The organism is Salmonella sp. SG203 (assembly GCF_013350575.1).
GTDB classification, from domain to species: Bacteria; Pseudomonadota; Gammaproteobacteria; order Enterobacterales; family Enterobacteriaceae; genus Salmonella; species Salmonella enterica.
In genome coordinates this window covers 106031-132862 of sequence record NZ_SNMT01000006.1, presented here as the reverse complement: position 1 = coordinate 132862, position 26832 = coordinate 106031, and the positions used below count along the sequence as shown (strand labels likewise).

The 26832-nt window shown below is 55.5% G+C and carries 33 protein-coding genes and 1 riboswitch; of the genes, 12 read left to right on the top strand and 21 right to left on the bottom strand.

The features are described from left to right. Positions 1–16 precede the first annotated feature (16 nt). From cobS to pduF, 21 genes are all read right to left on the bottom strand, one after another. Positions 17–760, bottom strand: a complete 744-nt coding sequence (gene cobS, locus HV477_RS11235) for an adenosylcobinamide-GDP ribazoletransferase (RefSeq protein ID WP_000039997.1) — start codon at positions 758–760, stop codon at positions 17–19. After that, positions 757–1302 (bottom strand): bifunctional adenosylcobinamide kinase/adenosylcobinamide-phosphate guanylyltransferase, encoded by a 546-nt coding sequence (gene cobU, locus HV477_RS11230; protein ID WP_000973193.1) that lies wholly within the window; start codon positions 1300–1302, stop codon positions 757–759. Before cobU ends, cobS begins: the two co-directional genes overlap by 4 nt. Then, positions 1299–2819, bottom strand: coding sequence for a cobyric acid synthase (locus tag HV477_RS11225; protein ID WP_079899083.1), 1521 nt, complete (start codon positions 2817–2819; stop codon positions 1299–1301). The genes cobU and HV477_RS11225 overlap by 4 nt, the downstream gene beginning before the upstream one ends. Further along, positions 2816–3631 carry an energy-coupling factor ABC transporter ATP-binding protein gene (locus HV477_RS11220; protein ID WP_000881542.1) on the bottom strand — a complete coding sequence of 272 codons (816 nt, stop codon included), beginning with the start codon at positions 3629–3631 and terminating at the stop codon, positions 2816–2818. Before HV477_RS11220 ends, HV477_RS11225 begins: the two co-directional genes overlap by 4 nt. 8 nt (positions 3632–3639) lie before the next feature. Next, a complete protein-coding gene (locus HV477_RS11215) occupies positions 3640–4317 on the bottom strand; it encodes an energy-coupling factor ABC transporter transmembrane protein (RefSeq protein WP_079899082.1) in 678 nt (225 codons plus the stop codon). Further along, positions 4304–4585 (bottom strand): energy-coupling factor ABC transporter substrate-binding protein, encoded by a 282-nt coding sequence (locus HV477_RS11210; protein ID WP_000753212.1) that lies wholly within the window; start codon positions 4583–4585, stop codon positions 4304–4306. The genes HV477_RS11215 and HV477_RS11210 overlap by 14 nt, the downstream gene beginning before the upstream one ends. A gap of 1 nt (position 4586) precedes the next feature. Then, positions 4587–5324: a cobalt ECF transporter S component CbiM gene (gene cbiM / locus HV477_RS11205; protein ID WP_001808092.1), complete on the bottom strand. Its 738-nt coding sequence runs from the start codon at positions 5322–5324 to the stop codon at positions 4587–4589. Further along, positions 5321–6034, bottom strand: a complete 714-nt coding sequence (locus HV477_RS11200) for a cobalt-factor II C(20)-methyltransferase (protein WP_017465527.1) — start codon at positions 6032–6034, stop codon at positions 5321–5323. Before HV477_RS11200 ends, cbiM begins: the two co-directional genes overlap by 4 nt. After that, on the bottom strand, positions 6031–6825 hold the full coding sequence (locus tag HV477_RS11195; protein WP_000709784.1) for a sirohydrochlorin cobaltochelatase: 795 nt from the start codon (positions 6823–6825) through the stop codon (positions 6031–6033). The genes HV477_RS11200 and HV477_RS11195 overlap by 4 nt, the downstream gene beginning before the upstream one ends. A 2-nt stretch (positions 6826–6827) precedes the next feature. Further along, positions 6828–7619: a cobalt-precorrin-6A reductase gene (locus tag HV477_RS11190; protein WP_001001975.1), complete on the bottom strand. Its 792-nt coding sequence runs from the start codon at positions 7617–7619 to the stop codon at positions 6828–6830. After that, on the bottom strand, positions 7616–8341 hold the full coding sequence (locus HV477_RS11185) for a precorrin-3B C(17)-methyltransferase (RefSeq protein ID WP_000953643.1): 726 nt from the start codon (positions 8339–8341) through the stop codon (positions 7616–7618). The genes HV477_RS11190 and HV477_RS11185 overlap by 4 nt, the downstream gene beginning before the upstream one ends. Further along, a complete protein-coding gene (cbiG, locus tag HV477_RS11180; protein WP_001098923.1) occupies positions 8341–9396 on the bottom strand; it encodes a cobalt-precorrin 5A hydrolase in 1056 nt (351 codons plus the stop codon). The genes HV477_RS11185 and cbiG overlap by 1 nt, the downstream gene beginning before the upstream one ends. Then, positions 9377–10150 (bottom strand): cobalt-precorrin-4 methyltransferase, encoded by a 774-nt coding sequence (locus tag HV477_RS11175; RefSeq protein WP_000004864.1) that lies wholly within the window; start codon positions 10148–10150, stop codon positions 9377–9379. The genes cbiG and HV477_RS11175 overlap by 20 nt, the downstream gene beginning before the upstream one ends. Next, positions 10134–10712 (bottom strand): decarboxylating cobalt-precorrin-6B (C(15))-methyltransferase, encoded by a 579-nt coding sequence (locus HV477_RS11170; protein WP_000650985.1) that lies wholly within the window; start codon positions 10710–10712, stop codon positions 10134–10136. Before HV477_RS11170 ends, HV477_RS11175 begins: the two co-directional genes overlap by 17 nt. Then, positions 10702–11307 carry a cobalt-precorrin-7 (C(5))-methyltransferase gene (locus HV477_RS11165; protein ID WP_000958839.1) on the bottom strand — a complete coding sequence of 202 codons (606 nt, stop codon included), beginning with the start codon at positions 11305–11307 and terminating at the stop codon, positions 10702–10704. Before HV477_RS11165 ends, HV477_RS11170 begins: the two co-directional genes overlap by 11 nt. Beyond that, positions 11301–12440, bottom strand: a complete 1140-nt coding sequence (gene cbiD / locus HV477_RS11160) for a cobalt-precorrin-5B (C(1))-methyltransferase CbiD (protein ID WP_023224776.1) — start codon at positions 12438–12440, stop codon at positions 11301–11303. Before cbiD ends, HV477_RS11165 begins: the two co-directional genes overlap by 7 nt. Next, the gene (locus tag HV477_RS11155) at positions 12440–13072 is read right to left on the bottom strand and encodes a cobalt-precorrin-8 methylmutase (protein WP_000558995.1); all 633 of its coding nucleotides are present in this window, start codon (positions 13070–13072) and stop codon (positions 12440–12442) included. The genes cbiD and HV477_RS11155 overlap by 1 nt, the downstream gene beginning before the upstream one ends. Before the next feature lie 10 nt (positions 13073–13082). Next, positions 13083–14042 carry an adenosylcobinamide-phosphate synthase CbiB gene (cbiB, locus tag HV477_RS11150; RefSeq protein ID WP_000153654.1) on the bottom strand — a complete coding sequence of 320 codons (960 nt, stop codon included), beginning with the start codon at positions 14040–14042 and terminating at the stop codon, positions 13083–13085. Beyond that, positions 14039–15418, bottom strand: a complete 1380-nt coding sequence (locus HV477_RS11145; RefSeq protein WP_023202812.1) for a cobyrinate a,c-diamide synthase — start codon at positions 15416–15418, stop codon at positions 14039–14041. The genes cbiB and HV477_RS11145 overlap by 4 nt, the downstream gene beginning before the upstream one ends. A gap of 96 nt (positions 15419–15514) precedes the next feature. Next, positions 15515–15690, bottom strand: a riboswitch (cobalamin riboswitch). Positions 15691–16015: 325 nt separating this feature from the next. Beyond that, positions 16016–16927, bottom strand: coding sequence for a regulatory protein PocR (pocR, locus tag HV477_RS11140; protein ID WP_000622326.1), 912 nt, complete (start codon positions 16925–16927; stop codon positions 16016–16018). A gap of 216 nt (positions 16928–17143) precedes the next feature. Beyond that, positions 17144–17938: a propanediol diffusion facilitator PduF gene (pduF, locus tag HV477_RS11135; protein WP_001000023.1), complete on the bottom strand. Its 795-nt coding sequence runs from the start codon at positions 17936–17938 to the stop codon at positions 17144–17146. A gap of 524 nt (positions 17939–18462) precedes the next feature. Between pduF and pduA the strand changes: the two genes are divergently transcribed. From pduA to pduN, 12 genes are read left to right on the top strand one after another with little or no spacing between them, the layout of a single operon-like run. Beyond that, positions 18463–18747 carry a propanediol utilization microcompartment protein PduA gene (pduA, locus tag HV477_RS11130; RefSeq protein WP_001183618.1) on the top strand — a complete coding sequence of 95 codons (285 nt, stop codon included), beginning with the start codon at positions 18463–18465 and terminating at the stop codon, positions 18745–18747. Continuing rightward, entirely contained in the window at positions 18744–19556 is an 813-nt protein-coding gene (gene pduB, locus HV477_RS11125) for a propanediol utilization microcompartment protein PduB (RefSeq protein ID WP_000097497.1), read from the top strand. The genes pduA and pduB overlap by 4 nt, the downstream gene beginning before the upstream one ends. 18 nt (positions 19557–19574) lie before the next feature. Then, positions 19575–21239, top strand: coding sequence for a propanediol dehydratase large subunit PduC (gene pduC / locus HV477_RS11120; RefSeq protein ID WP_001256886.1), 1665 nt, complete (start codon positions 19575–19577; stop codon positions 21237–21239). Positions 21240–21249: 10 nt separating this feature from the next. Beyond that, positions 21250–21924 (top strand): propanediol dehydratase medium subunit PduD, encoded by a 675-nt coding sequence (gene pduD, locus HV477_RS11115; RefSeq protein WP_000405049.1) that lies wholly within the window; start codon positions 21250–21252, stop codon positions 21922–21924. Positions 21925–21938: 14 nt separating this feature from the next. Then, a complete protein-coding gene (gene pduE, locus HV477_RS11110; RefSeq protein ID WP_001090606.1) occupies positions 21939–22460 on the top strand; it encodes a propanediol dehydratase small subunit PduE in 522 nt (173 codons plus the stop codon). A gap of 15 nt (positions 22461–22475) precedes the next feature. Then, entirely contained in the window at positions 22476–24308 is a 1833-nt protein-coding gene (pduG, locus tag HV477_RS11105; protein WP_001268884.1) for a propanediol dehydratase reactivase alpha subunit PduG, read from the top strand. Then, positions 24298–24648: a propanediol dehydratase reactivase beta subunit PduH gene (gene pduH / locus HV477_RS11100; RefSeq protein WP_000377965.1), complete on the top strand. Its 351-nt coding sequence runs from the start codon at positions 24298–24300 to the stop codon at positions 24646–24648. Before pduG ends, pduH begins: the two co-directional genes overlap by 11 nt. An 18-nt stretch (positions 24649–24666) precedes the next feature. Further along, positions 24667–24942, top strand: a complete 276-nt coding sequence (gene pduJ, locus HV477_RS11095; protein ID WP_001057755.1) for a propanediol utilization microcompartment protein PduJ — start codon at positions 24667–24669, stop codon at positions 24940–24942. Positions 24943–24945: 3 nt separating this feature from the next. Further along, entirely contained in the window at positions 24946–25428 is a 483-nt protein-coding gene (gene pduK / locus HV477_RS11090) for a propanediol utilization microcompartment protein PduK (RefSeq protein WP_001284393.1), read from the top strand. Further along, positions 25428–26060: a phosphate propanoyltransferase gene (locus HV477_RS11085; RefSeq protein WP_000356712.1), complete on the top strand. Its 633-nt coding sequence runs from the start codon at positions 25428–25430 to the stop codon at positions 26058–26060. Before pduK ends, HV477_RS11085 begins: the two co-directional genes overlap by 1 nt. Then, on the top strand, positions 26057–26548 hold the full coding sequence (gene pduM, locus HV477_RS11080; RefSeq protein WP_001012970.1) for a microcompartment protein PduM: 492 nt from the start codon (positions 26057–26059) through the stop codon (positions 26546–26548). Before HV477_RS11085 ends, pduM begins: the two co-directional genes overlap by 4 nt. Before the next feature lie 3 nt (positions 26549–26551). After that, the gene (gene pduN / locus HV477_RS11075) at positions 26552–26827 is read left to right on the top strand and encodes a propanediol utilization microcompartment protein PduN (RefSeq protein WP_000549825.1); all 276 of its coding nucleotides are present in this window, start codon (positions 26552–26554) and stop codon (positions 26825–26827) included. Positions 26828–26832 lie beyond the last annotated feature (5 nt).

Here is a 26832-nt window from a genome sequence, read left to right as displayed (position 1 = left end):
GTCCGTAATAATCGGCTCATAACAGAGCCAGCAGAAAGATCAGTTCGCCAAGTTCGATCGCCGCGCCCAGCGTATCGCCGGTTTGACCGCCAAGCGTACGTTTAAGCAACTGGCCAAGGATGAAAATCGCCGCGCATGTGACCACCATTGCGGCCAACCCTTGCATACCAGGCAGTAATACCGTGGCGACGATTACCGCCAATCCCAGAGTAATGCAGGTTTGCCGTCCGCTGACTTTACCGATAAATACATTGCCAAGCCCCTCTTCACGGGCGTAGCGATGACGGTACATCAATAAAACGGCGCTGCCGCGTCCGGCCGCACAGGCCGCCGCCAACGCCGCCAACATTGGCGTTCCACGTAACGCCAGTTCGCTGACCACCAGAATTTTTGCCAGTAGCACAAAAATAAGCGCCAGCCCGCCATGGGTTCCCAGACGACTATCACGCATAATCTCCAGCATTCGCTCACGGCGGCGCGCGGAAAAAATACCATCGCAGGTATCGGCCAACCCATCCAGGTGAAAACCACCGGTCAGCAACGCCAGCGCCAGAATACAGAACAACGCCGCTAGCGGAATACCGCACCAGGGTTGCAGGAGGATGAAAATCAGGCCGCTTACCCCTCCCAGAATCAACCCGATAAAGGGAAACATCACGATCCCACGCGAATACTGCTCGAAATCCAGTCCCTGCGACCAGCGTGACGGCACGGGCAAGCGGCTAATAAAAGCGAGCATGGCCCAAAACAGCTTACTCATTTAATTTTGACTCCAATACCTGAGACCACCAGCCAGACCTCATCCGCCGCTGCCGCCAGTCGTTGGTTGACCCGACCGGCAATATCACGAAAATGGCGCGCCAGACGGTTTTCCGGGACGATCCCCATTCCCACCTCATTTGTCACCAGTACCACTTTCGCCGGGCAGCGCTGGCAGGCTGCAATTAAAATCTGAATTTCATCGTCAATGGCGCGCTCCATCGCCGCATAATCCCACTGTTCGGGATCGTTTTCGCCTCCCAGCGCAAACAGCAGATTCGTCACCATGGTGGTAATACATTCCAGCAAAATCGCGTCGTCAGGGGCAAGATCCGCGGTAATCAACGTATCAAGATGCCGCCAGCATTCTGCGGTCCGCCAGTGTGCCGGCCTGCCATCTTTATGATGCTGAATTCTCGCCGCCATCTCGTCATCAAGAATCTGCGAGGTGGCGATATACAGTACCTGCGGCGCATCGCCAATTAAGGTTTCAGCATGACGGCTTTTACCACTACGCGCCCCGCCCGTCACCAGAATCATCATACCGGCTCCTGATGTTGTTGCATGATGTTATAAATTTTATCAATATCAATATGTTGCCGCATCGCTTCCGCCAGCAGATCAAATTGCCGCGCTTTATGATCCGCATAACAAAAAGTCGTTTCCCACGGCGCAAGCCCTTTTCGCGCCCGTAACCCATTGACCACCGCACGGGTAAAGGCATCGCTGTCAAACAGGCCGTGAAGGTAAGTGCCAAACGCCAGTCCGTCGGCGGTGACCGCGCCATCCGCCACAGAGCATCCATTTTTCTGTAACGTCATGGCCGTACAGCATCCTTCCTGCAGCACCGTTTCCCCCATGTGAATTTCATAACCGCGTACCGGTAGCCCCGCCGCGGCAGCCAGCCAGCCGGGCAGCTCGCCTGACATTGTCGCGTTAACCTGCGTCGTGGTTTTATCCTGTGCAAAGCGAGTGATCGTATTAAGCAGCCCCAGGCTTGGCTGCGTACCCAGCCCCGACTCCACCTCATCCACAATGGTGTCGCCCAGCATCTGGTAGCCGCCGCAAATCCCCATCACCGGCACGCCCTGCCGATGTGTCTGCAATACCGCATCCGCCATCCCGCTTTCACGCAGCCAGGCGAGGTCGCTCAGCGTATTCTTACTGCCCGGCAGGATCACCAGATCAGCGTCAGTCAACGCTTCCGGGCGGCGAATATAGCGTATGCGCACATCCGGCTGCGCCGCCAGAGCGTTAAAATCCGTAAAGTTAGAAATATGTGGCAGTTGCACAATGGCAATAGTGATATCACGGGGGGCGTTACCGCGATATTTATCGTTTTGCAGCGCGACGCCATCTTCATCTTCCAGATCCACATCCAGCCATGGCATCACTCCCAGGACCGGGACGCCAGTAAGCGATTCGATTTGTTCGATACCGGAATAGAGTAGCGCCACGTCGCCGCGGAATTTGTTGATAATGACGCCCTTTACTCTGTCACGCTCCTGTTTATGCAGCAGCGCCAGCGTGCCATAAATAGCGGCGAATACGCCGCCCCGGTCGATATCCGCCACCAGAATAACCGGACACTGGGCCATTTCCGCCATTCCCATATTGACGATATCGCGATCGCGCAGATTGATTTCCGCCGGGCTTCCGGCGCCTTCCAGCACAATAACGTCATATTCCTGCGCCAGGCTGTTATAGACCGCAAGGATTTGCTCACGCAAACGCGGTTTATAGTCATGGTAACTCACCGCATCCATATTGGTCGCCACTTTCCCCATCAGCACGACCTGCGCCTGACGATCGCTGGTCGGTTTGAGCAGCACCGGGTTCATACGCACATCTGGCGTGATCCCCGCGGCTTCCGCCTGAAAAATTTGCGCCCGCCCCATCTCTTTACCATCCGGCGTAATACCAGAATTAAGCGCCATATTTTGCGATTTAAACGGCGCGGTACGCAGACCATCCTGATAAAAAATGCGGCATAAACCCGCCGCCAGCACACTTTTGCCGACGTCGGATGCCGTCCCCTGCAACATAACTGCCTGCGTCATGACGCCTCCCTGAATGCGCACTTTTGCATTCGATGAAAAAACTCCGTTTCTGTTTTACACAGCGGCAGTCCCAGTTGAGTATGAAGTTTGACCAGCCAGGGCTGGGTTAGCCCCGCTTGTTCCATCGCTTCCGTACACGCGAAAACCTCGCCAGGCGCGCCATGCGTCAGGATCTGGCCCTGGCGTAATACGTATACGGCATCGCTAATTTCATAAATAAGATCGATATCATGGCTGGAGATAATGACATGATTGCCCTGCGCCACAATCCGCCTGATGATAGCAAGCATCTGAGTGCGCCCTGCGGGATCGAGACCAGCAGTGGGTTCATCCAGCAATAGATAGCGCGCCTGTAGCACCAGCGCTCCGGCGATAGCCACACGTTTTTTTTGCCCATGACTCAAACACTGAATGGGCTGATGGCGAAAATGTTGGGCGTCAACCAGCGTTAGCGCCTCGTCGACGCGGCGCGTGATTTCCGCCTCCGGCACCCCCAAATTACGTAAACTAAACGCAATGTCGCTATCGATATCAGTATAAAAAATCTGCTGTTCAGGGTCCTGAAAAACCGTCGCAACTTGCTGGCGCAGCGCCAGTAGTCCGCGCTTGCTGTAATCCAGCGGTTTTCCCTGCCACAACACGGCCCCTTTTTGCGGACGCAACAGGCCGCTCAGGTTCATAAAAAGCGTAGACTTCCCACAGCCGTTCGCGCCCACCAAACCGGTAACAGGCGAAAGCGAAAAATCCAGATTTAACCCTTTAAGTACCGGCTCATCCTGATAACGAAACCACAGGTCTGAAGTGGCAAGCATAATAGTCCTTACAGGTGAAAATCACCCTGATACAGTTTGATATCCAGCGTGGTAGTCATTTGCTGATAACGCATTAACATCCGCGTAAACAGGAGTCCAGTCAGCATTGCCAGAGATCGATAGCCGTTCGGCAGGCTGCAATAACCAAAACGCAGCGTTTGCGCGCGGCGAATTGCCGCCGCCTCATCCAGAAGAATAAAGAGAAAGCGCCACGTTAACAGGATTTGCTCGGTAAGCAGGCGTGGAATATGCGCGCGCTTAAGCAAGTTAATTAACTGCGGAAACGGTAGGTTCATCACCAGCCACAACGTCGCGGACAGCGCCGTCAGGCTACGCCAGAACGTTTCATTCGCCGTAACCACGCCCGCACGGGTAATCCCGATCCAGTACGGCCCAACAGATATGCCAGCCAGCAGCATTTGCGGCTCGCGGCTGATGCTGAAGATAATCGTTATCACGCCGACCAACAAAAATCCAAAAGGTATCGCCATCCATCGACACCAGCGCCAGAGGGATATGCGCAATAGCCAACAGCTCAATCCGGCAATGATCAGCAGCTCAATGCCCTGCCCTACAGGCGGCAGAACAAACGCCAGTATCATCATCGCCAGCCACAGCAAAAACTTGCGCTGCGGCGCAACGTGTGCCCAGCGGCTTTGATAGCTGAGTCGATCAAGCCCGGTCATCACGGCGTTGTTTACCTTTGCAATACCCCAGGATATAAAAAATCACCGCCGCGCCAAGAGAGCCCTGAAGGGTAAACAGCAGGCTTTCAATTTCACCGCTGGCAGGTTCATATAACGGCTGAAACCAGGGTTTATACTGCGGCGCAATAGCCTGAATCTGGCTTTCCGCTTCGCCGTCTGAACCGCCATATTCACCGCCATGGTTAATAAAAAACGGCAGAATCACCAGCGCCACCACCATCGCTAACAACATCAACGTTTTTTTCATTTTAATGTCCTTGTACGGTAATCACTTGCCGTTTGGTTAACTGGTCATAAATCATGACGGTTAATAAACCTTCGGCAATGGCGACAGGAATCTGTGTGAGGCAGAAAATCCCCATAAACTTCACAACAGACTCTGTCGCTCCGGCATGGGGATCGGGAAACGCAACGCCAAGCTGGACTGAAGTCACAAAATAGGTCGCCAAATCCGCCAGCATCGCGCACAGAAAAACGGCGACATCGCGGCGCAGTCCGGCACGGCAGGCCATTTTCCACACCAGATAACCGACAACCGGGCCAATCACCGCCATCGACATTCCGTTTGCGCCAAGCGTCGTCAGGCCGCCGTGCGCCAGCAATAGCGCCTGAAACAACAGCACAACCGCGCCGAGAATCGCCACCACCCCAGGCCCGAACAAGATAACCGCCAGACCAACGCCGGTCGGATGTGAACAACTCCCCGTTACCGACGGAATTTTGAGCGCGGACAGGACAAAAATAAACGCGCCGCACAGCGCCAGCAGTACCTTCTGATGATTATCCTCCTGCACAATACGCCGTAAGCGTACCAGCCCATACCACAAGCAGGGTAAAAACAGTAACCACCAGGCCAGCGCCCACACTGGCGGTAAAAAGCCCTCCATGATATGCATCGCAAACGCCTGTTGCGGGACAACCATCAGCAATAGCGCTGCAGCCAGTCCACTGAAAGACAACTGTCTAAGCTGCTGTTCAAGTTTCATTCTGCATACTCCCACTGTTTATTGACCAGAATGGTCGAAAAATAGGGCAACGCTCGATCATCGTTGACCTCGTGGAGATGGCGCCAGCACTGCTCGCCGGGCAGTGTGGCCTCGGACATCATTAAGGCGCATTCCAGCAGGCCAGCCTGCGCCAGCAACGCTTTAATACGGGCGAACCGGCCATACACTTTCATCAACACCAGGCTATCATGCTGTTGTAGCGCCTGGGCTATTTCCGCTTCCGGCGCGGTACAAGAAATAACCGCCAGCGATTGCCGTTCTATGGCGAGCGGCATTTTCGCGCGGGCGGCTATCGCGGCGAAGGACGTGACGCCGGGGACAATCTCCAGCCACTCCGGGCAGCCGATACGCTGGAGTAAAAAAATCCAGGTACTGAATAGCATCGCATCGCCCAGGGTAATAAAACCGACCTGTTTACCCGCTTTCACCTCTGCGGTAAGCGCGGCGGCAACCTCGTTCCAGACCGCTTCTTTCTCGGCGCCGTCAGCGCTCATAGGGAAATGGCAACAACGTACTTCCGTCTGCTCGCCGAGATAGTCGCGCACAATCGACAGCGCCAGACTATCGCCCCCCTTACGACCGGCGGGCGCATACAGAATGTCCAGCGAGCCAAGAATCCGCGCTGCGCGGACGGTTATCAGGTCGGGCGCGCCTGGCCCGGTACTTAATGCGTATAATTTACCGTTCATGCCGCCTCCTCTACCGCCATGTTCAGCGCCTGGTGCAAATGCGCGACAAACATCGCCCGGATAGCCGGGTTTTCTCCCAGCCCGCTCAGCCACGGCGTCGCCGGAATGCCCGCCGCGTTAAAGCGCATTTTCCATGAGTCGCCGTCGTCTGAAGCCATATCATTAATGGCGTGATCGCCCGCCACCAGCATTAATGGCATCAAATGTACGCCGGTGACGCCTTCGTCACGCAGGCTGTCGATCAGGATGTCGACCTCCGGGTAGCTTTCTACGGCGCCGACGCGCGCCGGAAAGCGCTGCGCGGTCATCATATGATCGAGACAGGCATAAGCTGCGAATGCGTGATGGCTGGCGCCGTGGCCCATAAAAACGACTTTCTCCGTTTGTCTGAGCGATGGCATCTGTTGTCGCAACGCCTGCATTAGCTGCACATAATCGTTATGGCTGCTCAGCAGCGGCACGCCCAGCGTCAGGCGAGTGAATAACGGACGCAAGAGTTGTACCTCACGGACAATTTTTTCATATTCGTCGCCGTTAATAATGTGCAACGACTGAATCGCCACGTCCTGATATCCCTGTGCGGCAAGCTTTTGCAAAGCCTGTAATGGCGTATCGATGTCGATACCGTCACGCTGGCGAAGCTTGCGAATAATCATTCCGGAAGTGAAGGCGCGAAACAGGTCGCGATCGGGACAGGACGCCGCCAGATCACGTTCGCACGCCACAATGTTTTTTTCACAGGTGTCGTGATAGCTGGTGCCAAAACTGACCACCAGAAGCGCTTTTTTCATTTTTACTCCTTAGCTGCGGCCAGCCAGCGCGATAAACGCTGCGCAAAGGCGGCCTGGCTTTCCAGTAACTCATCACCCGTCACAAGCGGCGTCGGGCGCGCAATAACGATGCAGGGAATGCCCGCATCCAGACAGGGCTGAACTTTTTCCTGATATCCCCCCTCCGCGCCGGACGCTTTGGTAATGACCACGTCGGCCCGGCACTGGTGGTAAAACGCGGCGTTAAAATCAGCGCTGAACGGCCCACACAGAGCGAAAATTTCTCCAACGCCGAACCCCAGTTCGCTGCAGCGTTGAATCACCTCCGCCACGGGCAGTACGCGCGCCAGCAACGTTTTTTCCGCCAGCCCGGCACGCCAGACGGCCAGATCTTTACTGCCGGTCGTCAGTAACACGCGCGGACCAAAACGCCTCGCTATCTCGCAGGCATCGGCAATACTGCGCGCCGTATAGAGAAGCGGATGCGTCAGATTGCTAAGCTGCTCCGGACGCTGATAACGACTTAACAACACGCCTGCCGTTTCACAGGCGCGAAGGAGGTTATGGCTGACCATTTCTGCATAAGGATGCGATGCATCTATTACCCAGCGAGTACGGTTTTCTTTTAGCCAGGCGACCATCTGCCCGTACTCCAGACGACCACAGCGCACCTGCCCTTTAATGTCGCCCGCCAGCGCTTTTCCGGCTGGCGTCGCCACAGATAAGGTGTACGCGACGTTCGCCGCATCCAGTTGTCGGCATAACGCGCGCGCATCGCTGGTGCCGCCCACCACCAGCACATCCCCCTCATTCACAGCGTGTAACCTCGCGGCGTTATCATCAGCCCATCCTGAACATAGGTCGTTTTATTACCGACGATGACCAGACTGGTCATATCTACCGGTTCAAAATCCATATCGCCGAGCGTAGTCAGCCATTTTTCCTCTTTTTTACGTCCGGCGGATTTCACCACGCCAACCGGCGTCTGCGCGCTTTTACTGGCGGCAAGCAGGTCAAACGCGCGCGCCAGATGCCCTTCGCGCCCGCGGCTGCGCGGGTTGTAAAAACAGATAACAAAGTCTGCCTCTCCGGCGGCAACAATACGTTTTTCAATTACCGGCCACGGGGTCAGCAGGTCGCTGAGGCTGATATGACAGAAGTCGTGCATCAGCGGCGCACCCAGCAGCGAGGCGGCTGCGATACTGGCGGTCATCCCCGGAATAAGGCGAACCTCTACATCCAGCTTCTGCTTGCTCACCAGCTCCAGCACCAGTCCCGCCATGCCGTAAATACCGGCGTCGCCGCTGCTAATCAGCGCCACGTTATGCCCGGCCTGCGCCAGCTCAATCGCCGCCTGGCAGCGTTCAATTTCCTTACACATGCCGGTCTTGATCACCTGTTTGTCGCCAGTGAATGCTTTAACCAGATGGGTATAGGTTTTGTAACCCACGACGATTTCCGCCGCCTGAAGCGCCTCAATCGCCTCCATCGTCATCATTGCCTGCGAACCGGGGCCAATACCAATTACGCTCAACATCAGTGTGCAACTCCTAAAGTAATAGTGACGCCCTGTTCTCGCAGGGTCTCGCCTAACAATTGTCCCTGGCTTAATAACCACGCTGCCGGGCCGGATACGCTGCCAACGCCCACCGTTTTTCTGACGAAGCCAGAACCGGGAAAATGGTGTTCGAATTCGCGCAACGCTTCGGCGGTAAAGGTTTTAAAAGGCACGCGGCAGCAGGAGGCGAGCTGAATAAGCCCCGGCTCCCCTTTTTTGAGCGTGACGCTGCCAATCGCTTTTAACGCCAGCGGATCGAGTTTCTGCGCTTCAAGCTGGCGCGCCAGTAATGTCGCTAACAGGGGAAATGGCGTATCGCGGCGACAGCCAATTCCCGCCACCACGCGCTGGGGCACCAGTTTCCAGTGCGGTACGGGAAGCTCAGGGAGGTCATTACGCAAAGAGACGCAGATAAGCGCATCCAGTTCAGGCAACCGCTGCAAATCATCAACAGGGATAAAACCACGAATATCGCACTGGCCGATCTCTTCCGTTAGTTCGGCATCCCACCATAACCCCACCCGTTGATGACTGACCAACATCTGATTAACGGTTTTTACCGCCGTTCGAAGATCGGTCATGCGGGCGTTAAGCTGGAAAGCTAAGGTGTCCAACGCGGACATCTCATTGACATCCGTTGCCGTGGTAATCACTGGATCGGCGCCTAACATTCCTGCCAGGTAGCGCGTCAAGGCATTGGCCCCGCCCGCATGACCGGAAAGCAGGCTAATGACATGCTGACCACGTTCATCAATGACGACCACCGCCGGATCGCTGAACTTGTCGTTCACTAACGGCGCCAGGACACGAACGGCAATGCCGGTCGCGCCGATAAAAATAAGCGCGGTATAAGTGGTAAAAGCCTGCCGGGCGGTATTAGCGAATCCGCCATCGAAGGGAATAAATCCCTCTTCCCGCAGTTTTTCACTGGTAAAGCAGGTTAACGGCAGCATCGCGGCGAGTCTCTTTGCCAGCGCCACGCCGCCGGGCGTCAGGCAAAACAACGCAATGGATTCAGGCTTTACGGTATTCATGGCTAAAGTCCGCTGCATAAAGTCTTGAGTAGTGATACTCCTTACCCAGAAAATTCCCGACCAGGATTAGCGCCGTCTTACGGATGCCAGCATCACGTACTTTGTCGCTAATATCCGCTAACGTGCCGCGAACGGTCTGACTTCCCGGCCAGGTAGCCTTATAGATGACCGCGACAGGCGTAGCTGCCGGATAACCGCCGGCAATGAGACGTTCCGCCACTCGGTGAATACGCTGAACGGAGAGATAAATCGCCATCGACGTCTGGTGACTGGCGAACGCCTCCAGTTGTTCGCGCGCCGGTACTGGCGTGCGCCCTTCCAGACGGGTAATAATGAGACTCTGCGATACCTCCGGTACGGTATATTCCACACCCAGATCTGCCGCAGCGCCGAGAAACGCGCTGACGCCAGGCACTACCTGCCAGTCGATACCACGGCGAGTTAACTCTTCGCCTTGCTCACGCACGGAGCCGTACAGCGAAACATCGCCCGTTTGCAAACGCACCACCGTTTTTCCCGCTTTCACGCCCGCGGCCATCAGCTCGATAATCTGCTCAAGATGCAGTTCGGCGCTGTCGTAGCGTTCTGCCTGCGCGGGGCAGTAATCCAGCAGTTCGGTATTGATCAGCGAACCGGCATAGATAACTACCTGCGCCTGTTGCAGCAGGCGGTAGCCTTTAAGCGTGATCAGCTCGCGATCGCCCGGCCCGGCGCCGACGAACCATACACAGCGTGGATCAAATGTCTCTGACATGGTTTTCTTCCTTCTGACAGGCGATAACAAAAACAGGATTGTTCGGTTTGAAATAGTGCCCCGCCCCCAGCGGCGTTAACGATGAAAGCTGAAGCTGTACACAGTCCATTCGACATGCGCCGATGTGCGCAAGATGCGCCAGCGCGCTATGAAGGTTTTCCTGCAAGATAAAGGTCATCACCAGACGGCCACCGGGATGCAGATGGCCCATCGCCCAGTCAATCAGCGCCGTCAGATGTCCGCCGCTGCCGCCCATAAACACCGCATCGGCTTTCCCGGTTATGGTCATTGGCGCTTCGCCGGGGAGAATATCGATATTGCCGCAGGCAAAGCGCTGACGATTCTCATCAAGCAGCCGTAGTGCGGCAGGATTACGCTCGATAGCCGTCACCTGCAACGAAGGAAATTGCAGCGCCGCTTCAATTGAGACGCTTCCCGTTCCCGCCCCGACGTCAATCAGGTGACTGGCGCGGTGGAGCTCAAGTTTCGACAGTGCCAGCGCCCGTACCGCCTCTTTGGTCATTGGCACGTTCTCGCCGCGCAGAAAAAGCTCATCTTTCATCAAGGATCACCACTGCATTCATTTCATAGTCGGCGTTGACCGCACTGACGGGTAGCCAGTGGATCCGCTCATTTTCCATCGCCAGATTTTCACCAATCACCATTAAGCGATGCCCTTTGCCCCGCGCGACCAGTTCCCGCGCGATTTCTCGCGGCCCGCAGCGGGCATCCGTGACCATCGCCACTTTGCGATGGCTCGCCAACTGATCGAAGCTGACGCAACGACCGTGGCTACTGGTCAACCACATGTCATTCATATCAATTCCAGCCTGTGCGCACAGATACTGTACGGCGCTGATGCCAGGGATAATGCGAACCTGTTCGATACCAAAATGCGCCACCAGGCGTGTACCGATGCCATAAAACAGCGGATCGCCGGAGGCCAGCACCACGATCCCTTTATCCCAGCGGGCGGCAATCCAGGACAACAACGCGCCAATATCCGCGCCCAGCGTAAATCGTTCGCCGCCAAACGCCGGAAACTGCGCCAAATGCCGTTTACCGCCTGCCAGCGCATCGGCGTGGTCTATCGCTTCCAGCGCCGCAGGGGTCATCAAATGCCGTCCGGCGGGCCCCATTCCCACGACCGTTAGCATTGCAGCTCCTTAGCAATCTCGTCGACGGGACGATTACTGCCGAGAATATGGTTATCAAAAGAAAACAGGATGGCGTCGCAGACAGGCGGCGTTTTGGTAAAACGCAGCATCTGCATGACTCGCAAACAAATGCGCCTGGCAAGATGGTTATAGATATGCCCGAAGCCATATGCTTCAATGTGCTCCATTGCCGCTTCAGTGGTATCGCAATCGCCGACCAGGGTGAGTAACTCCAGCGGCGCGCCCAGTAAAGCTAAATGCGCGACCAGCGTTTCCATGCGCGCATCGGCAATATGGCTATGGGTATGAAAGATCCCGGCGGCGATTTTGATCAGTTTTCCAGGATGCCCCACCAGCACTATCTGGCAAAATCCCAGCCGTACCGCCTCTTCAATCATGTAGCCGACAAAATTGCTCATGGTGACGACTGCCTGTGTGTCGACGCCCATTTGTTCGCGAACAAACCGTTCGCCGTGGTTGCCCGGCACGAGTATCACCCGCGTTAATCCTGACGCCCGTTTGATCTCCAGTTCCAGCGATAGTGAGCGTTTCCAGCTTTCTTCCGACATCGGCGTCACAATGCCGGTAGTGCCAATAATGGAAATGCCGCCAAGAATGCCAAGCCGCGAGTTATATGTTTTTTGCGCCCGCGCTTCGCCTTCCGGGGCAAAAATCTCCACATCGGCCCCACGCGCCGGGCCTATCGCTTCGCGCACCGCTGACTCAATGGTATGGCGCGGCGTACGATTGATGGCGGCGCTCCCGAGCGGCAGTCCAATCCCTTTACGCGTTACCGTACCAATACCTTCGCCGCCAGTGAGCGTAATCTCACCGCTGTCGTTGAGCGTAACGCGGGCAAAAATCAGCATTCCGTGCGTGGCATCCACGTCATCGCCGCCATCTTTACGAATTGCGGCTATCGCCTGCTGGCCTTCAATGTGCGGCGACTCCACGTTCAGGCATAGCGTGACGCCCGACGGCGTGACGATGGAGACCTGATGAATCAGATGTTGACGTAATACCATCAGCGCGGCGACTTTTGCCGCCGCCGTCGCGCAGGAACCGGTGGTATATCCTTTACGTAACGCTTTACCGTGGCGCCAGACCGGCGCGTCAAAAGAAAGCTCGCTCATCAGGCCTCCCGGAGATGATAGAGCAGCGCATTGACGATAGCGGCAGCCACGTTACTGCCGCCTTTACGCCCTAACGCGGCAACCGCGGGGAAATGGCTATGGGTGAGCGCCTCTTTGGACTCCGCCGCGCCGACAAAGCCTACCGGTACGCCCACCACGCCGCTCACCGTCACGTTATGTTCAAGCAAACGGAACAGGGCCGTCGGCGCATTACCGAAAACAAAGAGCTTGTTTTTCTCCTCCTCGGCGATAGCGATATCGACGGCGGCCATTGAGCGGGTAATCCCCTGCGTTTTTGCGGCGCGCACCACGCGCGGATCGCTGATATAACAGCGACACTCGCCGCCAAACGTCGCCAGTAATCTTTTATTAATGCCGGACAGCGCCATCGTGGTATCGGTATAAATAATGCCAGGTTGACGTAGCGCATCACAAAGCTGTTCCAGCGCATCGGCAGAGAACCACAAAATGTCCAGCCAGTCGAAATCGGCGGTGGTATGAATAACCCGCTTGATAATGGCCTCATGGAGCGGACTGGCGAAACGGTAATCAGGACGCGTTTCGCGAATAATGTCGCTAATAATGGTGAAACTATTGGCCTCAATGGTTTGGGGCTGCTGGATATAATGCATACTGTCGTCCTCAGGCCACGCCAGATAACCCGCACCGCGCCGCAATAAACAGCGCCAGCGCCAGGGTTGAAGCGACCCACATCAATCGAATCGTTCGGGAAATATCGTCCACGGAAATATCGCGCTGCGCGTCGCCGATCCAGGGCTTGTCCACACGCTCGCCAAAGTAGTTATTTGGGCCACCGAGCTGGATACCTAAGGCGCCGGCCACACACGCTTCCGACCAGGCGCAATTTGGGCTACTGTGGTTATAACGGTCACGCCAGCCAATACGCAGCGCCCGCCAACCACTCAGGCGACACAGTCCTGCCGCAATGCCCAGCAACAGCCAGCTCAGTCGGGCAGGAAGATAGTTCGCTACGTCGTCCATACGGGCGCTGACCATACCAATCGCCCGGTATTTTTCATGTTTGTAGCCCACCATTGAATCCAGGGTATTGACGGCTTTGTAGGCCATCGCCAGCGGCGCGCCGCCGAGAAAGAGGAAAAAGAGCGGCGCGATAATGCCGTCAACGGTGTTTTCTGCAACCGTTTCCACCACGGCGCGATTGATCTGCGCTGGCTGAAGTTGCGACGTATCGCGCCCGACGATCCAGGAGAGTTTTATTCGGCTTTCCGCAAGGTCGTTCTCCCGTAACGGTCGTTCAACCTCCTGTGCGGCGCGGGCCAGAGAGCGTCCGGCCAGCGTGGTAAAGATCATCCAGACTTCGACGCTCCAGCCAAACCAGGGGTGAATCCGCTGCGCCAGCGCCAGTACGCCCCATGCCACGCCCCAGGTCGCCCCGACAACCACAACCCACATTACGCCGCCGCCAATCCGCAGCGCTTTATCGCCGGGACAATAGCGACGCACAATACGCTGCACAAACGTGATTAAACGACCTATCCAGCGTACCGGATGGGGCCAGTGTTGAGGGTCGCCGATGATAAAATCCAGCACCCAGGCGATACACCAGGCAAGGATCGTCATAATACGCGCCTCGCCGCCGCCAGCCAGTGCTGCAACATTTCCGGACGCTGGGCGAAATGGACGTGCAGATAGCTGGCAAACGTGTTGCCTGTCTGCCAGCCGCCAGTCCATTCCTGTAACACGCGGCCATCGCGAACCTTACGACAGGCCATAACGGCGGGTGTTTCGGGGATAAAATCTGAGTAGTGAAATTCATGGCCGCGCACTATCTCGCCAGGCGCCGCCAATAGCGTTGGCTGCATAGCCTGCGCCTCACAGTAGCCAAAGCGGGTAAGTCGCTTACCCATTTTGCTGTGACCGGGGATAATATTCGCCATCTGATGAATTTCCCCACCGCTATCCTCCAGAGTGCTCCCCAGATACATCAGACCGCCACACTCCGCGTAAATCGCCACGCCGCGCTGATGCGCCGCCCGCAAATGTTTTAACATCACCGTATTTGCCGCCAGATCCGCGGCGTATAATTCAGGATATCCACCGCCCAGCCAGATCATCTGACAATCAGGCAATGCGCGGTCATGCAGTGGGCTAAAACGCACAATGTTAACGCCGGCACGCTCCAGCAAATCGATGTTATCGGGATAATAAAAGTTAAAGGCCTCATCATCCGCCAGAGCAAGCGTCAGCCCTGCCCCCGCTGTGTTATCGGGGCGCTCAGGCCACATTCCCGTCGGAAGCGCTGATAACACGCTCAGCGAGAGTAGCGCATCCACATCCACTGTTTGTTCCAGCGAGGCGGCAAAATCATGCCATGATTGCTGATTGACGAGGGATTCTCTGGCGGTAATCAACCCCAGGTGGCGTTCAGGTAATGCGACGCCGTCGCAAGGAGGGACATACCCCAGTACCGGCAGTGAGCAATAATGTTCAATGGCATTTTTGAGGAGCTGATAGTGGGCGTCGCTAGTGACGCGATTCACAATCACGCCCGCGAGGTTGAGGGTCGGGTCGAAGTGCTGAAATCCCATAACGGTAGCCGCAAGCGACGTTGAAACAGCCTTGCCGTCCACCAGTAGGATGACCGGGCAACCAAGCTGTTTGGCCATCGCGGCTGTGCTGCAGTAATTGGGGTCGACGCCATAGCCGTCATACAGCCCCATGACCCCTTCAATGACAGCGATATCCGCCTGCCGCATTTGTTCGCAAAATAAGGCGTTGAGAACAGGAGGAGGAAGCATGAAACTGTCAAGATTACGGGACGCCACGCCACAGATAGCGGTATGCCAGCCGGTATCAAGGTAATCTGGCCCAACTTTAAACGGCTGTACGCGCAGCGCGCGTTTTTGCAGCAGCCTCAACAAACCAAGCGTCACCGTGGTTTTGCCGCAACCGCTTCCTGTGCCTGCAAGAATAAATGCGTGATGCCTTGCCGCCATTACCCTGATCCTGTTCAGGGTGGTAGGGGTATACAGGTACGCGCATGTTCAGTCTTTCGACTGTACGCGTCTTCGCAACCCACTTCCCACCGAAGTTGTTGGTTATCACCGACAGGCAGGTCTTCTGGCTTAGCGTCCTCCTCGCCCGTCCTTCCCAATCTTGCGATCAGTGGTCTTTACGGGGTCGTCAGCATCACAGCAGCGGGGGCTGCGGGGGATTTTCACCCCCTTCCCTACCACAAATGTGGCAAACCTGTTGGTTTACGTTATGGCTGTACGGCACACCCATAACGGCAATTAATAATGTGCTACGTTTTACATTTCTGTGAGCAATAGCCTGAGCGGTTGCTCATCTGACGTTAATCTACTCATCCTTATCGGTATATTGACGATAAAACGTATCGACAAAGCGTAATAAAACTTATCTTTCCTGACACTGTACTTCATCACAAAAATAAAAACTGGTGCAGTTTATGCCCTAAATTTTATTATTTTGTTGCGCTATGACAATTTATTGTTACACCAGATAAATTTTCTTTCTGAAATGATTAAGATACAAAAGACTATCAAAAATCGGCAATAGCAAAATATTGCTATTCATAACGATGGAGGATGAGAATTCTCATTTATCTGCTGGCGATAAGCCTGCGGCGTAACCTGATAGGTCTGGCGGAAGACTTTGCAAAAATAGCTGGTTTGCGAAAAGCCTAAATTACGCGCAATACTGGCAATACTCCAGTCACTATGGCAAAGCAATTCTCTGGCGCTAACCATTCTCTGGCGGTTTACCCACGCATTAAATCCGATTCCCTGATATTTCTTGAATAGTTTACTGAAGTAATAGGGGCTGAGATAGACATGTGAGGCGACATCCTCAAGACGAAGATCGTCGGACAAATGCGCATCAATATAGCGAAGCGCTTTTTTCATTTTACTGTCATGCGGAGTGGGACCACGAGTGGTTTTATTTGCCTCCGATTGCTGCGGATTGTCTTTGATAACCACGAAATTGAGCTGTTTTTTCAGGCAATTCTCAACTATCAGTTTAAGAAGATCGGCGGAAGCGATAACGCGTGAATAGTCCATCTCTGGCACATTCCGAAATTCATTCAAGAGCTCAGGGTCAGCCTGCCAGCGATCGTCAACATTAAGAATGTTTACCAGCTCCACGTCATTACTTAAACGAACCTGCCCGCATAAAACAAAGCCAACTAAATGCCCTGCGATTACCAGCGGAATAGAAAAATCCGTTAGACCGGCATGACAACGATAAATACAGGGTTGATCGGACTTCGATGCCTCCAGTCCCCCGCAGCGATCGCTCATACGACAACGTGTACTATGCTGGGGATGCTGCCGCATCAACTGACAAAACGGCGTGAAATTGAATAGCTCAGATATTTCATCACCATGAATATTGACAACCACAACCGCCAGACCGGTGGCTTGTGCAAAATCCTGTGCGATTTTATTAATGAGTTCTGAGTTCAGAGCGCTCGCAGAAATCATGATAAAACCCCTCAGTTAATTTATTGTTATAAACAAAACACATTATTTACATTCACTTTTTATTAGCATTATCCTGGCCCTGATAAAAAGTACAATGACAATATCAAAAGTCTCCCATTGCTGGGAGACGTTTTGATCAGTTCGTGAAAGCAGATCACGAAATTATCTCACCTGTTTTTACGATACATCATTGCTGTGAATCTGGTTCGCATTTTCTTACAGTTCACAGCGGTTACAAGGTAAATTCTTACCAATAAAATAGCGATATATGGCTGCTCCGGCACAGGCGCCGATAACAGGCGCGACAATCGGCACGATAAAATAAGGGATCTCTCGCCCACCGCTCATCGCCATGTTCCCCCACCCCGCTAACCATGTGAACAGTTTGGGACCGAAATCACGCGCCGGGTTCATTGCAAAACCGGTAAGGGGTCCAGTAGACGCGCCGATAACGGCAACCAATATCCCAATAAGCAAAGGCGCAAGCGGCCCTTTAGGAATGCCATTGCCATCATCCGTCAATGCCATGATCATGCCCATCAGAATCGACGTAATGACCACTTCCACCAACGCAGCCTGCCATACATTTAGCGCTGCGGCCGGATAGGTACTGAAAATGCTGGCTAATTGCAAACTTTCGACGCTACCGCGCACCATATGATGCGCAGTCTCAAATTCAGTAAAAAGGCTACTATAAAGCACATACGCCAGCAGAGCGCCGCCAAAAGCGCCGGCAAACTGGGCAATAATATAAGGCAATACTTTCTGTTTGGGGAAGCAGGCAAAGAGCCACAGCGCAATCGTCACCGCAGGGTTAAGATGTCCGCCGGAGATCCCGGCCGTAAGGTAAACGGCCAGTGAAATTCCAAGCCCCCAAATAATGCAAATCTCCCATAATCCGAGGCTGGCGCCTGCGACTTTGAGCGCGCTCAAACAACCGATACCAAAAAACAAAAAGAGTCCGGTGCCTAAAAATTCCGCACCACATTGCGCCTTTAGAGAATCATTCATGTGACACCTTCTGAGCAAAGTTCGTGTCCTGGCCAGCGCAAGTTTCGGCTGGCGGTAGAGTACAGCTAACCTCACTATAAAAAGTGCCGCCTGTAAATTGTTGGCAACCTGCGGGCCTGCCTCCCGGAAAAATCGTGTTGCGATAGCAAAATTTTGCTTTTCCGATATTTTTAGCAGCCCATCATACGGGAGATTCGAGCTATAAAATACGCCTGTGAAAATAATAAAATATTGCACAAGCCAACTTATCAATTTCGAATAAGCATCACATTTTGCGTCTTTCGCCATATCAAATAAAAATACTCTCGTCACTAACAAAAATGTAAAAATGAAATAATAAAAACAAAATAATCATATAGACAATAATAAATTAAATGTAATTTATCAATAAGTTATAAAAGCAAAAGACAATTTAGTCATATTGCTTTCCCATTATTTTCTGATGCTCAACAGCAAGTCAGCCATTCTTTTTCCTCGCATCTTCTTATAGTCCCAACTATCGGAACACTCCATGCGAGGTCTTTATGCAACAAGAAGCACTAGGAATGGTAGAAACCAAAGGCTTAACCGCAGCCATAGAGGCCGCTGATGCAATGGTTAAGTCAGCCAATGTGATGTTAGTGGGCTATGAAAAGATTGGCTCCGGGCTGGTAACCGTCATCGTGCGCGGCGATGTTGGCGCGGTCAAAGCGGCCACCGATGCAGGTGCCGCAGCCGCACGCAACGTGGGTGAAGTGAAAGCCGTACACGTCATCCCACGCCCTCACACCGATGTAGAAAAAATCTTACCGAAGGGAATTAGCCAATGAGCAGCAATGAGCTGGTGGAACAGATCATGGCGCAGGTGATTGCCCGTGTGGCCACGCCGGAACAACAGGCCATCCCTGGTCAACCCCAACCTATACGAGAGACGGCTATGGCAGAAAAAAGCTGCAGTTTAACGGAATTTGTCGGGACCGCCATTGGCGATACCCTGGGCCTGGTTATCGCCAACGTCGATACCGCCCTGCTGGACGCGATGAAGCTTGAGAAGCGCTATCGTTCCATCGGCATTCTCGGCGCCCGCACCGGCGCAGGCCCGCACATTATGGCGGCGGACGAAGCGGTGAAAGCCACCAACACCGAAGTGGTCAGCATTGAGCTGCCGCGCGATACCAAAGGCGGAGCGGGCCACGGTTCGCTGATTATTTTAGGCGGTAACGACGTGTCCGACGTCAAGCGCGGTATCGAAGTCGCGCTGAAAGAGCTGGACCGCACCTTCGGCGATGTTTACGGCAACGAAGCCGGGCATATCGAGCTGCAGTACACCGCTCGCGCCAGCTACGCCCTGGAAAAAGCGTTCGGCGCGCCGATTGGCCGCGCCTGCGGCATTATCGTCGGCGCTCCGGCTTCCGTCGGCGTACTGATGGCCGATACCGCGCTGAAGTCAGCCAACGTTGAAGTCGTGGCGTACAGCTCTCCGGCGCACGGCACCAGCTTTAGTAACGAAGCTATTCTGGTGATTTCCGGCGACTCCGGCGCGGTCCGTCAGGCGGTGACCTCCGCCCGCGAAATCGGCAAAACCGTCCTTGCGACCCTCGGTTCTGAACCGAAAAACGATCGCCCGTCCTACATCTGATACCCACGAGGCTGATTCATGAGATCGAAAAGATTTGAAGCACTGGCGAAACGCCCTGTGAATCAGGACGGCTTTGTTAAGGAGTGGATCGAAGAAGGCTTTATCGCGATGGAAAGCCCGAACGACCCAAAACCGTCGATAAAAATCGTTAACGGCGCGGTAACCGAGCTGGACGGAAAACCGGTTAGCGAATTCGACCTGATCGACCACTTTATCGCCCGCTACGGCATCAACCTGAACCGCGCCGAAGAAGTGATGGCGATGGATTCGATCAAGCTGGCTAACATGCTCTGCGATCCGAACGTCAAGCGCAGCGAAATCGTCCCGCTAACCACCGCGATGACCCCGGCGAAAATTGTTGAAGTGGTTTCGCATATGAACGTGGTTGAGATGATGATGGCGATGCAGAAAATGCGCGCCCGCCGCACGCCATCTCAGCAGGCGCACGTCACCAACGTTAAAGACAACCCGGTGCAAATTGCCGCCGACGCCGCCGAAGGCGCATGGCGCGGGTTTGACGAACAAGAAACCACGGTTGCGGTAGCACGCTACGCGCCGTTCAACGCCATCGCGCTGTTGGTCGGCTCTCAGGTTGGTCGTCCGGGCGTACTGACGCAGTGCTCACTGGAAGAAGCCACCGAGCTGAAGCTCGGCATGCTGGGCCACACCTGCTACGCCGAAACCATCTCCGTTTACGGCACCGAGCCGGTCTTCACCGACGGTGACGATACCCCATGGTCGAAGGGCTTCTTAGCCTCTTCCTACGCCTCTCGCGGCCTGAAAATGCGCTTCACCTCCGGTTCTGGCTCCGAAGTGCAGATGGGCTACGCCGAAGGCAAATCCATGCTGTATCTGGAAGCGCGCTGCATCTATATCACCAAAGCCGCGGGCGTTCAGGGGCTGCAAAACGGCTCCGTAAGCTGTATCGGCGTACCGTCTGCCGTGCCGTCAGGTATTCGTGCCGTGCTGGCGGAAAACCTGATCTGCTCGTCACTGGATCTGGAATGCGCCTCCAGTAACGACCAGACCTTCACCCACTCCGATATGCGTCGTACCGCGCGCCTGCTGATGCAGTTCCTGCCGGGTACCGACTTTATCTCCTCCGGTTATTCCGCGGTGCCGAACTACGACAACATGTTCGCCGGTTCCAACGAAGATGCGGAAGACTTTGACGACTACAACGTTATCCAGCGTGACCTGAAAGTGGACGGCGGTCTGCGCCCGGTTCGTGAAGAGGACGTTATCGCCATCCGTAACAAAGCCGCCCGCGCGCTGCAGGCCGTGTTTGCCGGAATGGGACTACCGCCGATTACCGATGAAGAAGTTGAAGCCGCGACCTATGCCCACGGTTCGAAAGATATGCCGGAGCGTAACATCGTCGAAGACATCAAGTTCGCCCAGGAAATTATCAATAAAAACCGCAACGGTCTGGAAGTCGTTAAAGCGCTGGCGCAGGGCGGGTTTACCGACGTGGCCCAGGACATGCTCAACATCCAGAAAGCCAAGCTAACCGGCGACTATTTGCACACCTCCGCCATTATCGTCGGCGACGGACAAGTGCTCTCTGCGGTTAATGACGTCAATGACTATGCCGGTCCGGCAACAGGTTATCGCCTGCAGGGAGAACGCTGGGAAGAGATTAAAAACATCCCTGGCGCTCTTGATCCCAACGAGATTGATTAAGGGGTGAGAAATGGAAATTAATGAAAAATTGCTGCGCCAGATAATTGAAGACGTGCTCCGCGATATGAAGGGCAGCGATAAACCCGTCTCGTTTAATGCGCCTGCGGCATCCACAGCACCACAGACCGCTGCGCCTGCGGGCGACGGCTTTCTGACCGAAGTGGGCGAAGCGCGCCAGGGTACTCAGCAGGACGAAGTCATTATCGCCGTCGGCCCGGCATTTGGCCTGGCACAGACTGTTAATATCGTCGGCTTACCGCATAAGAGCATCCTGCGCGAAGTCATTGCCGGTATTGAAGAAGAAGGTATCAGGGCGCGCGTGATTCGCTGCTTTAAATCTTCCGACGTGGCGTTCGTCGCCGTTGAAGGTAACCGCCTGAGCGGCTCCGGCATTTCTATCGGCATCCAGTCGAAAGGCACTACGGTTATCCACCAGCAGGGACTACCGCCGCTCTCCAACCTGGAGCTGTTCCCGCAAGCACCGCTGCTGACGCTGGAAACCTACCGTCAGATTGGTAAAAACGCCGCCCGTTATGCGAAACGCGAATCACCGCAGCCGGTCCCTACGCTGAATGACCAGATGGCACGCCCGAAGTACCAGGCAAAGTCGGCCATTTTGCACATTAAAGAGACCAAGTACGTCGTGACGGGCAAAAACCCGCAGGAACTGCGCGTGGCGCTTTGATAAAGGATAACTCCATGAATACCGACGCAATTGAATCGATGGTTCGGGACGTATTGAGCCGCATGAACAGCCTGCAGGGCGATGCGCCAGCCGCGGCTTCGGCGGCAGGCGGCACGTCCCGCAGCGCAAAGGTCAGCGACTACCCGCTGGCGAACAAACACCCGGAATGGGTGAAAACCGCCACCAATAAAACGCTGGACGACTTTACGCTGGAAAACGTGCTGAGCAATAAAGTCACCGCTCAGGATATGCGTATTACCCCGGAAACCCTGCGCTTACAGGCGTCTATCGCCAAAGATGCGGGCCGCGACCGGCTGGCGATGAACTTTGAACGCGCCGCCGAACTGACCGCGGTACCGGACGATCGCATTCTTGAAATCTACAACGCCCTTCGCCCCTATCGCTCGACGAAAGAAGAGCTGATGGCTATCGCCGACGATCTCGAAAACCGCTATCAGGCGAAGATCTGCGCAGCTTTCGTTCGCGAAGCGGCAACGCTGTATGTCGAGCGTAAAAAACTCAAAGGCGACGATTAACTTTAGGGGTAGACAATGCGATATATAGCTGGCATTGACATCGGTAACTCATCAACGGAAGTCGCACTGGCGCGGCAAGATGAGACTGGCGCACTGACGATTACGCACAGCGCGCTGGCGGAAACCACCGGGATCAAAGGCACGTTGCGTAACGTGTTCGGCATTCAGGAAGCGCTCGCCCTCGTCGCAAAGCGCGCGGGGATCAATGTCAGCGATATTTCGCTCATCCGCATTAACGAAGCCACGCCGGTGATTGGCGATGTGGCGATGGAAACCATTACCGAAACCATCATCACCGAATCGACAATGATCGGCCATAACCCAAAAACGCCGGGCGGAGTAGGCCTTGGTGTGGGTATCACGATTACGCCGGAGGAGCTGTTAACCCGCCCGGCGGACTCGTCCTATATTCTGGTGGTGTCATCGGCATTCGATTTTGCCGACATCGCCAATGTTATCAACGCCTCAATGCGTGCCGGATACCAGATTACCGGCGTCATTTTGCAGCGCGACGATGGCGTACTAGTCAGCAACCGGCTGGAAAAATCGCTGCCGATCGTTGACGAGGTTCTGTACATCGACCGCATTCCTCTGGGGATGCTGGCGGCGATTGAAGTCGCCGTGCCGGGGAAGGTTATCGAGACCCTCTCCAACCCTTACGGCATCGCCACCGTATTCAACCTCAACGCCGATGAGACGAAAAACATCGTCCCGATGGCGCGCGCGCTGATTGGCAACCGTTCCGCCGTGGTGGTTAAAACGCCATCCGGCGACGTCAAAGCGCGCGCAATACCCGCCGGTAACCTGGAGCTGCAGGCGCAGGGTCGTACCGTGCGCGTGGATGTTGCCGCCGGTGCCGAAGCTATCATGAAAGCGGTGGACGGCTGCGGCAAGCTCGACAACGTCACCGGCGAGGCCGGGACCAATATCGGCGGCATGCTGGAGCACGTACGCCAGACCATGGCCGAGCTAACCAATAAGCCCAGCAGCGAGATTTTCATTCAGGATCTTCTGGCCGTTGACACCTCGGTTCCGGTGAGCGTCACCGGCGGTCTGGCCGGGGAGTTCTCGCTGGAGCAGGCCGTCGGCATCGCCTCGATGGTGAAATCAGACCGTCTGCAGATGGCGATGATTGCCCGTGAAATTGAGCAGAAGCTTAATATCGACGTGCAGATCGGCGGCGCTGAGGCTGAAGCCGCCATTCTGGGCGCGCTGACCACGCCGGGTACCACCCGACCGCTGGCGATCCTCGACCTCGGCGCGGGCTCCACCGATGCCTCCATCATCAACCCTAAAGGCGAAATCATCGCCACCCATCTCGCCGGAGCAGGCGACATGGTCACGATGATTATTGCCCGCGAACTGGGGCTGGAAGACCGCTATCTGGCGGAAGAGATCAAAAAATACCCGCTGGCGAAGGTCGAAAGCCTGTTCCACTTACGCCACGAGGACGGCAGCGTCCAGTTCTTCCCGACGCCGCTGCCTCCCGCCGTGTTCGCCCGCGTCTGCGTGGTGAAACCGGACGAACTGGTGCCGCTTCCCGGCGACTTAGCGCTGGAAAAAGTGCGCGCCATTCGCCGCAGCGCTAAAGAACGCGTCTTTGTCACCAACGCCCTGCGCGCGCTGCGCCAGGTCAGTCCAACCGGCAACATTCGCGATATTCCGTTCGTGGTGCTGGTCGGCGGCTCGTCGCTGGATTTCGAAGTTCCGCAGCTGGTTACCGATGCGCTGGCGCACTACCGCCTGGTCGCCGGGCGAGGAAATATTCGCGGTAGCGAAGGCCCAAGAAACGCGGTGGCCACCGGCCTGATTCTCTCCTGGCACAAGGAATTTGCATATGGACAGTAATCACAGCGCCCCGGCCATCGTCATTACCGTTATCAACGACTGCGCCAGCCTCTGGCACGAAGTGCTGCTGGGTATCGAAGAGGAAGGCATCCCTTTCCTGCTTCAGCATCACCCGGCTGGAGATGTCGTTGACAGCGCCTGGCAGGCGGCGCGCAGCTCGCCGCTGCTGGTCGGCATTGCCTGCGATCGACACTCGCTGGTCGTGCATTACAAGAATTTACCCGCATCGGCGCCGCTTTTTACGCTGATGCATCATCAGGACAGTCAGGCCCATCGTAATACCGGTAATAACGCGGCACGGCTGGTCAAAGGGATCCCTTTCCGGGATCTCCATGCTTAATCACAGGAGAACGGCAGTATGAATAACGCACTGGGACTGGTTGAAACAAAAGGGCTGGTCGGCGCCATTGAAGCCGCCGATGCAATGGTTAAATCCGCCAACGTACAGCTGGTGGGCTACGAAAAAATTGGTTCTGGCCTGGTTACCGTCATGGTTCGCGGCGATGTCGGCGCGGTTAAAGCAGCCGTAGATGCCGGCAGCGCGGCGGCAAGCGTCGTGGGTGAAGTGAAATCCTGCCACGTTATCCCGCGTCCGCACAGTGATGTTGAGGCCATTTTACCGAAATCAGCCTAATCGATGGCGAATAAGGAGCACCGCGTGAAGCAATCACTGGGATTACTTGAAGTTTGTGGTCTGGCACTGGCTATCAGCTGCGCCGATATCATGGCGAAATCCGCTTCTATCACGCTGCTCGCCCTCGAAAAGACCAATGGTTCAGGCTGGATGGTGATTAAAATTACCGGTGATGTGGCCTCCGTGCAGGCGGCCATCACCACCGGTGCGCAATTTGCCGAACAGCGGAATGGTCTGGTGGCCCACAAGGTTATCGCCAGGCCCGGAGAAGGGATCCTGCTCGCAGAGACACCCTCCCCCTCCGTCATTGAACCTGAGCCTGAAGCGTCAGAGATAGCTGATGTCGTTTCTGAAGCGCCAGCCGAAGAAGCCCCGCAGGAATCAGAACTGGTCAGCTGCAATCTGTGTCTGGATCCAAAATGTCCGCGCCAGAAGGGCGAACCTCGTACGCTTTGCATTCATTCCGGCAAGCGAGGTGAAGCGTAATGGATAAAGAGCTTTTGCAATCAACGGTCCGTAAAGTTCTCGACGAGATGCGCCAGCGGCCTATTCCGCTGGGCGTCTCAAACCGTCATATCCACCTGTCCGCGCAGGATTATGAGCGGCTGTTTCCCGGCCATCCCATCAGCGAAAAAAAAGCGCTACTGCAGCCGGGACAATATGCTGCGGAGCAAACCGTCACCCTGGTAGGGCCGAAAGGACAGCTCAAAAATGTGCGCCTGCTCGGCCCGCTGCGCTCGGTAAGCCAGGTAGAAATATCGCGTACCGATGCCAGAACACTGGGGATTGCCGCGCCGCTGAGAATGTCCGGCAACCTGAAGGGCACACCTGGCATCCGCCTGGTCAGCCCCTTTGGCGAACTGGAGCTACCTTCCGGGGTTATCGTCGCGCAGCGGCATATTCATATGTCGCCGCTTGATGCGCTGATCCTGAAGGTCTCCCACGGCGATAGGGTTTCGGTAGCGATTGAAGGCGACGAGCGCGGGCTGATTTTCAACAATGTGGCGATTCGCGTTTCACCGGACATGCGCCTCGAAATGCACATTGATACCGATGAAGCCAACGCCGCTGGTGCCGATAACCCGCAGGCCTTTGCCCGGCTGGTAGGCCCGCGATGAACGGCGAAACTCTGCAGCGCATTGTCGAGGAGATTGTCTCCCGACTGCAGCGCCGTGCCCAGAGCACGGTAACGCTGAGCGTTGCGCAGCTTCGCGATGCCGACTGCCCAGCGCTGTTCTGTCAGCACGCGTCGCTGCGCATCCTGCTCGTCGACCTGCCGCTGCTGGGTCAGCTTGCGGATGCAGAAACCGACGATGCCGCCGCCCGGAAAATTCACGACGCGCTGGCGTTTGGCATCCGCGTACAGCTCAGCCTGCACAGCCAGCTGCTGCCGGTTATCCCGGTAAAAAAACTGGCTCGTCTGCCGGTGGTATTCACCGATGAGCGCGGACTGCCGCTGGTTCTGCATGCGGGTTCGGTGCTGAGCTATCGCGATGTCGCGCTGCTAAACCGGGGGCGTCTGGTTATCCACCGCAAATGCATCGTGACCGCCCTGGCGCGCGAAGCAGCTAATGCGCGGAATATTCAATTAATTAAGCAGGAGTAAATCATGCATCTGGCACGAGTCACGGGCGCGGTTGTCTCCACGCAAAAATCACCTTCTTTGATTGGGAAAAAGCTGCTGCTGGTGCGTCGGGTCAGCGCCGATGGCGAACTCCCCGCCTCGCCCACCTCCGGCGATGAAGTGGCCGTGGACTCCGTCGGCGCGGGCGTCGGCGAACTGGTTTTGCTCAGCGGCGGCTCCAGCGCCAGGCACGTTTTTTCCGGGCCAAATGAGGCCATCGACCTCGCCGTTGTCGGCATTGTAGATACGCTTTCGCGTTAAGGGGC

What these genes read in the sequence shown, in the direction of transcription:
- cobS (WP_000039997.1), bottom strand. Translation starts at nt 760, where the DNA reads ATGAGTAAGCTGTTTTGGGCCATGCTCGCTTTTATTAGCCGCTTGCCC.
- cobU (WP_000973193.1), bottom strand. Translation starts at nt 1,302, where the DNA reads ATGATGATTCTGGTGACGGGCGGGGCGCGTAGTGGTAAAAGCCGTCAT.
- HV477_RS11225 (WP_079899083.1), bottom strand. Translation starts at nt 2,819, where the DNA reads ATGACGCAGGCAGTTATGTTGCAGGGGACGGCATCCGACGTCGGCAAA.
- HV477_RS11220 (WP_000881542.1), bottom strand. Translation starts at nt 3,631, where the DNA reads ATGCTTGCCACTTCAGACCTGTGGTTTCGTTATCAGGATGAGCCGGTA.
- HV477_RS11215 (WP_079899082.1), bottom strand. Translation starts at nt 4,317, where the DNA reads ATGACCGGGCTTGATCGACTCAGCTATCAAAGCCGCTGGGCACACGTT.
- HV477_RS11210 (WP_000753212.1), bottom strand. Translation starts at nt 4,585, where the DNA reads ATGAAAAAAACGTTGATGTTGTTAGCGATGGTGGTGGCGCTGGTGATT.
- cbiM (WP_001808092.1), bottom strand. Translation starts at nt 5,324, where the DNA reads ATGAAACTTGAACAGCAGCTTAGACAGTTGTCTTTCAGTGGACTGGCT.
- HV477_RS11200 (WP_017465527.1), bottom strand. Translation starts at nt 6,034, where the DNA reads ATGAACGGTAAATTATACGCATTAAGTACCGGGCCAGGCGCGCCCGAC.
- HV477_RS11195 (WP_000709784.1), bottom strand. Translation starts at nt 6,825, where the DNA reads ATGAAAAAAGCGCTTCTGGTGGTCAGTTTTGGCACCAGCTATCACGAC.
- HV477_RS11185 (WP_000953643.1), bottom strand. Translation starts at nt 8,341, where the DNA reads ATGTTGAGCGTAATTGGTATTGGCCCCGGTTCGCAGGCAATGATGACG.
- cbiG (WP_001098923.1), bottom strand. Translation starts at nt 9,396, where the DNA reads ATGAATACCGTAAAGCCTGAATCCATTGCGTTGTTTTGCCTGACGCCC.
- HV477_RS11175 (WP_000004864.1), bottom strand. Translation starts at nt 10,150, where the DNA reads ATGTCAGAGACATTTGATCCACGCTGTGTATGGTTCGTCGGCGCCGGG.
- HV477_RS11170 (WP_000650985.1), bottom strand. Translation starts at nt 10,712, where the DNA reads ATGAAAGATGAGCTTTTTCTGCGCGGCGAGAACGTGCCAATGACCAAA.
- HV477_RS11165 (WP_000958839.1), bottom strand. Translation starts at nt 11,307, where the DNA reads ATGCTAACGGTCGTGGGAATGGGGCCCGCCGGACGGCATTTGATGACC.
- cbiD (WP_023224776.1), bottom strand. Translation starts at nt 12,440, where the DNA reads ATGAGCGAGCTTTCTTTTGACGCGCCGGTCTGGCGCCACGGTAAAGCG.
- HV477_RS11155 (WP_000558995.1), bottom strand. Translation starts at nt 13,072, where the DNA reads ATGCATTATATCCAGCAGCCCCAAACCATTGAGGCCAATAGTTTCACC.
- cbiB (WP_000153654.1), bottom strand. Translation starts at nt 14,042, where the DNA reads ATGACGATCCTTGCCTGGTGTATCGCCTGGGTGCTGGATTTTATCATC.
- HV477_RS11145 (WP_023202812.1), bottom strand. Translation starts at nt 15,418, where the DNA reads ATGGCGGCAAGGCATCACGCATTTATTCTTGCAGGCACAGGAAGCGGT.
- pocR (WP_000622326.1), bottom strand. Translation starts at nt 16,927, where the DNA reads ATGATTTCTGCGAGCGCTCTGAACTCAGAACTCATTAATAAAATCGCA.
- pduF (WP_001000023.1), bottom strand. Translation starts at nt 17,938, where the DNA reads ATGAATGATTCTCTAAAGGCGCAATGTGGTGCGGAATTTTTAGGCACC.
- pduA (WP_001183618.1), top strand. Translation starts at nt 18,463, where the DNA reads ATGCAACAAGAAGCACTAGGAATGGTAGAAACCAAAGGCTTAACCGCA.
- pduB (WP_000097497.1), top strand. Translation starts at nt 18,744, where the DNA reads ATGAGCAGCAATGAGCTGGTGGAACAGATCATGGCGCAGGTGATTGCC.
- pduC (WP_001256886.1), top strand. Translation starts at nt 19,575, where the DNA reads ATGAGATCGAAAAGATTTGAAGCACTGGCGAAACGCCCTGTGAATCAG.
- pduD (WP_000405049.1), top strand. Translation starts at nt 21,250, where the DNA reads ATGGAAATTAATGAAAAATTGCTGCGCCAGATAATTGAAGACGTGCTC.
- pduE (WP_001090606.1), top strand. Translation starts at nt 21,939, where the DNA reads ATGAATACCGACGCAATTGAATCGATGGTTCGGGACGTATTGAGCCGC.
- pduG (WP_001268884.1), top strand. Translation starts at nt 22,476, where the DNA reads ATGCGATATATAGCTGGCATTGACATCGGTAACTCATCAACGGAAGTC.
- pduH (WP_000377965.1), top strand. Translation starts at nt 24,298, where the DNA reads ATGGACAGTAATCACAGCGCCCCGGCCATCGTCATTACCGTTATCAAC.
- pduJ (WP_001057755.1), top strand. Translation starts at nt 24,667, where the DNA reads ATGAATAACGCACTGGGACTGGTTGAAACAAAAGGGCTGGTCGGCGCC.
- pduK (WP_001284393.1), top strand. Translation starts at nt 24,946, where the DNA reads ATGGCGAATAAGGAGCACCGCGTGAAGCAATCACTGGGATTACTTGAA.
- HV477_RS11085 (WP_000356712.1), top strand. Translation starts at nt 25,428, where the DNA reads ATGGATAAAGAGCTTTTGCAATCAACGGTCCGTAAAGTTCTCGACGAG.
- pduM (WP_001012970.1), top strand. Translation starts at nt 26,057, where the DNA reads ATGAACGGCGAAACTCTGCAGCGCATTGTCGAGGAGATTGTCTCCCGA.
- pduN (WP_000549825.1), top strand. Translation starts at nt 26,552, where the DNA reads ATGCATCTGGCACGAGTCACGGGCGCGGTTGTCTCCACGCAAAAATCA.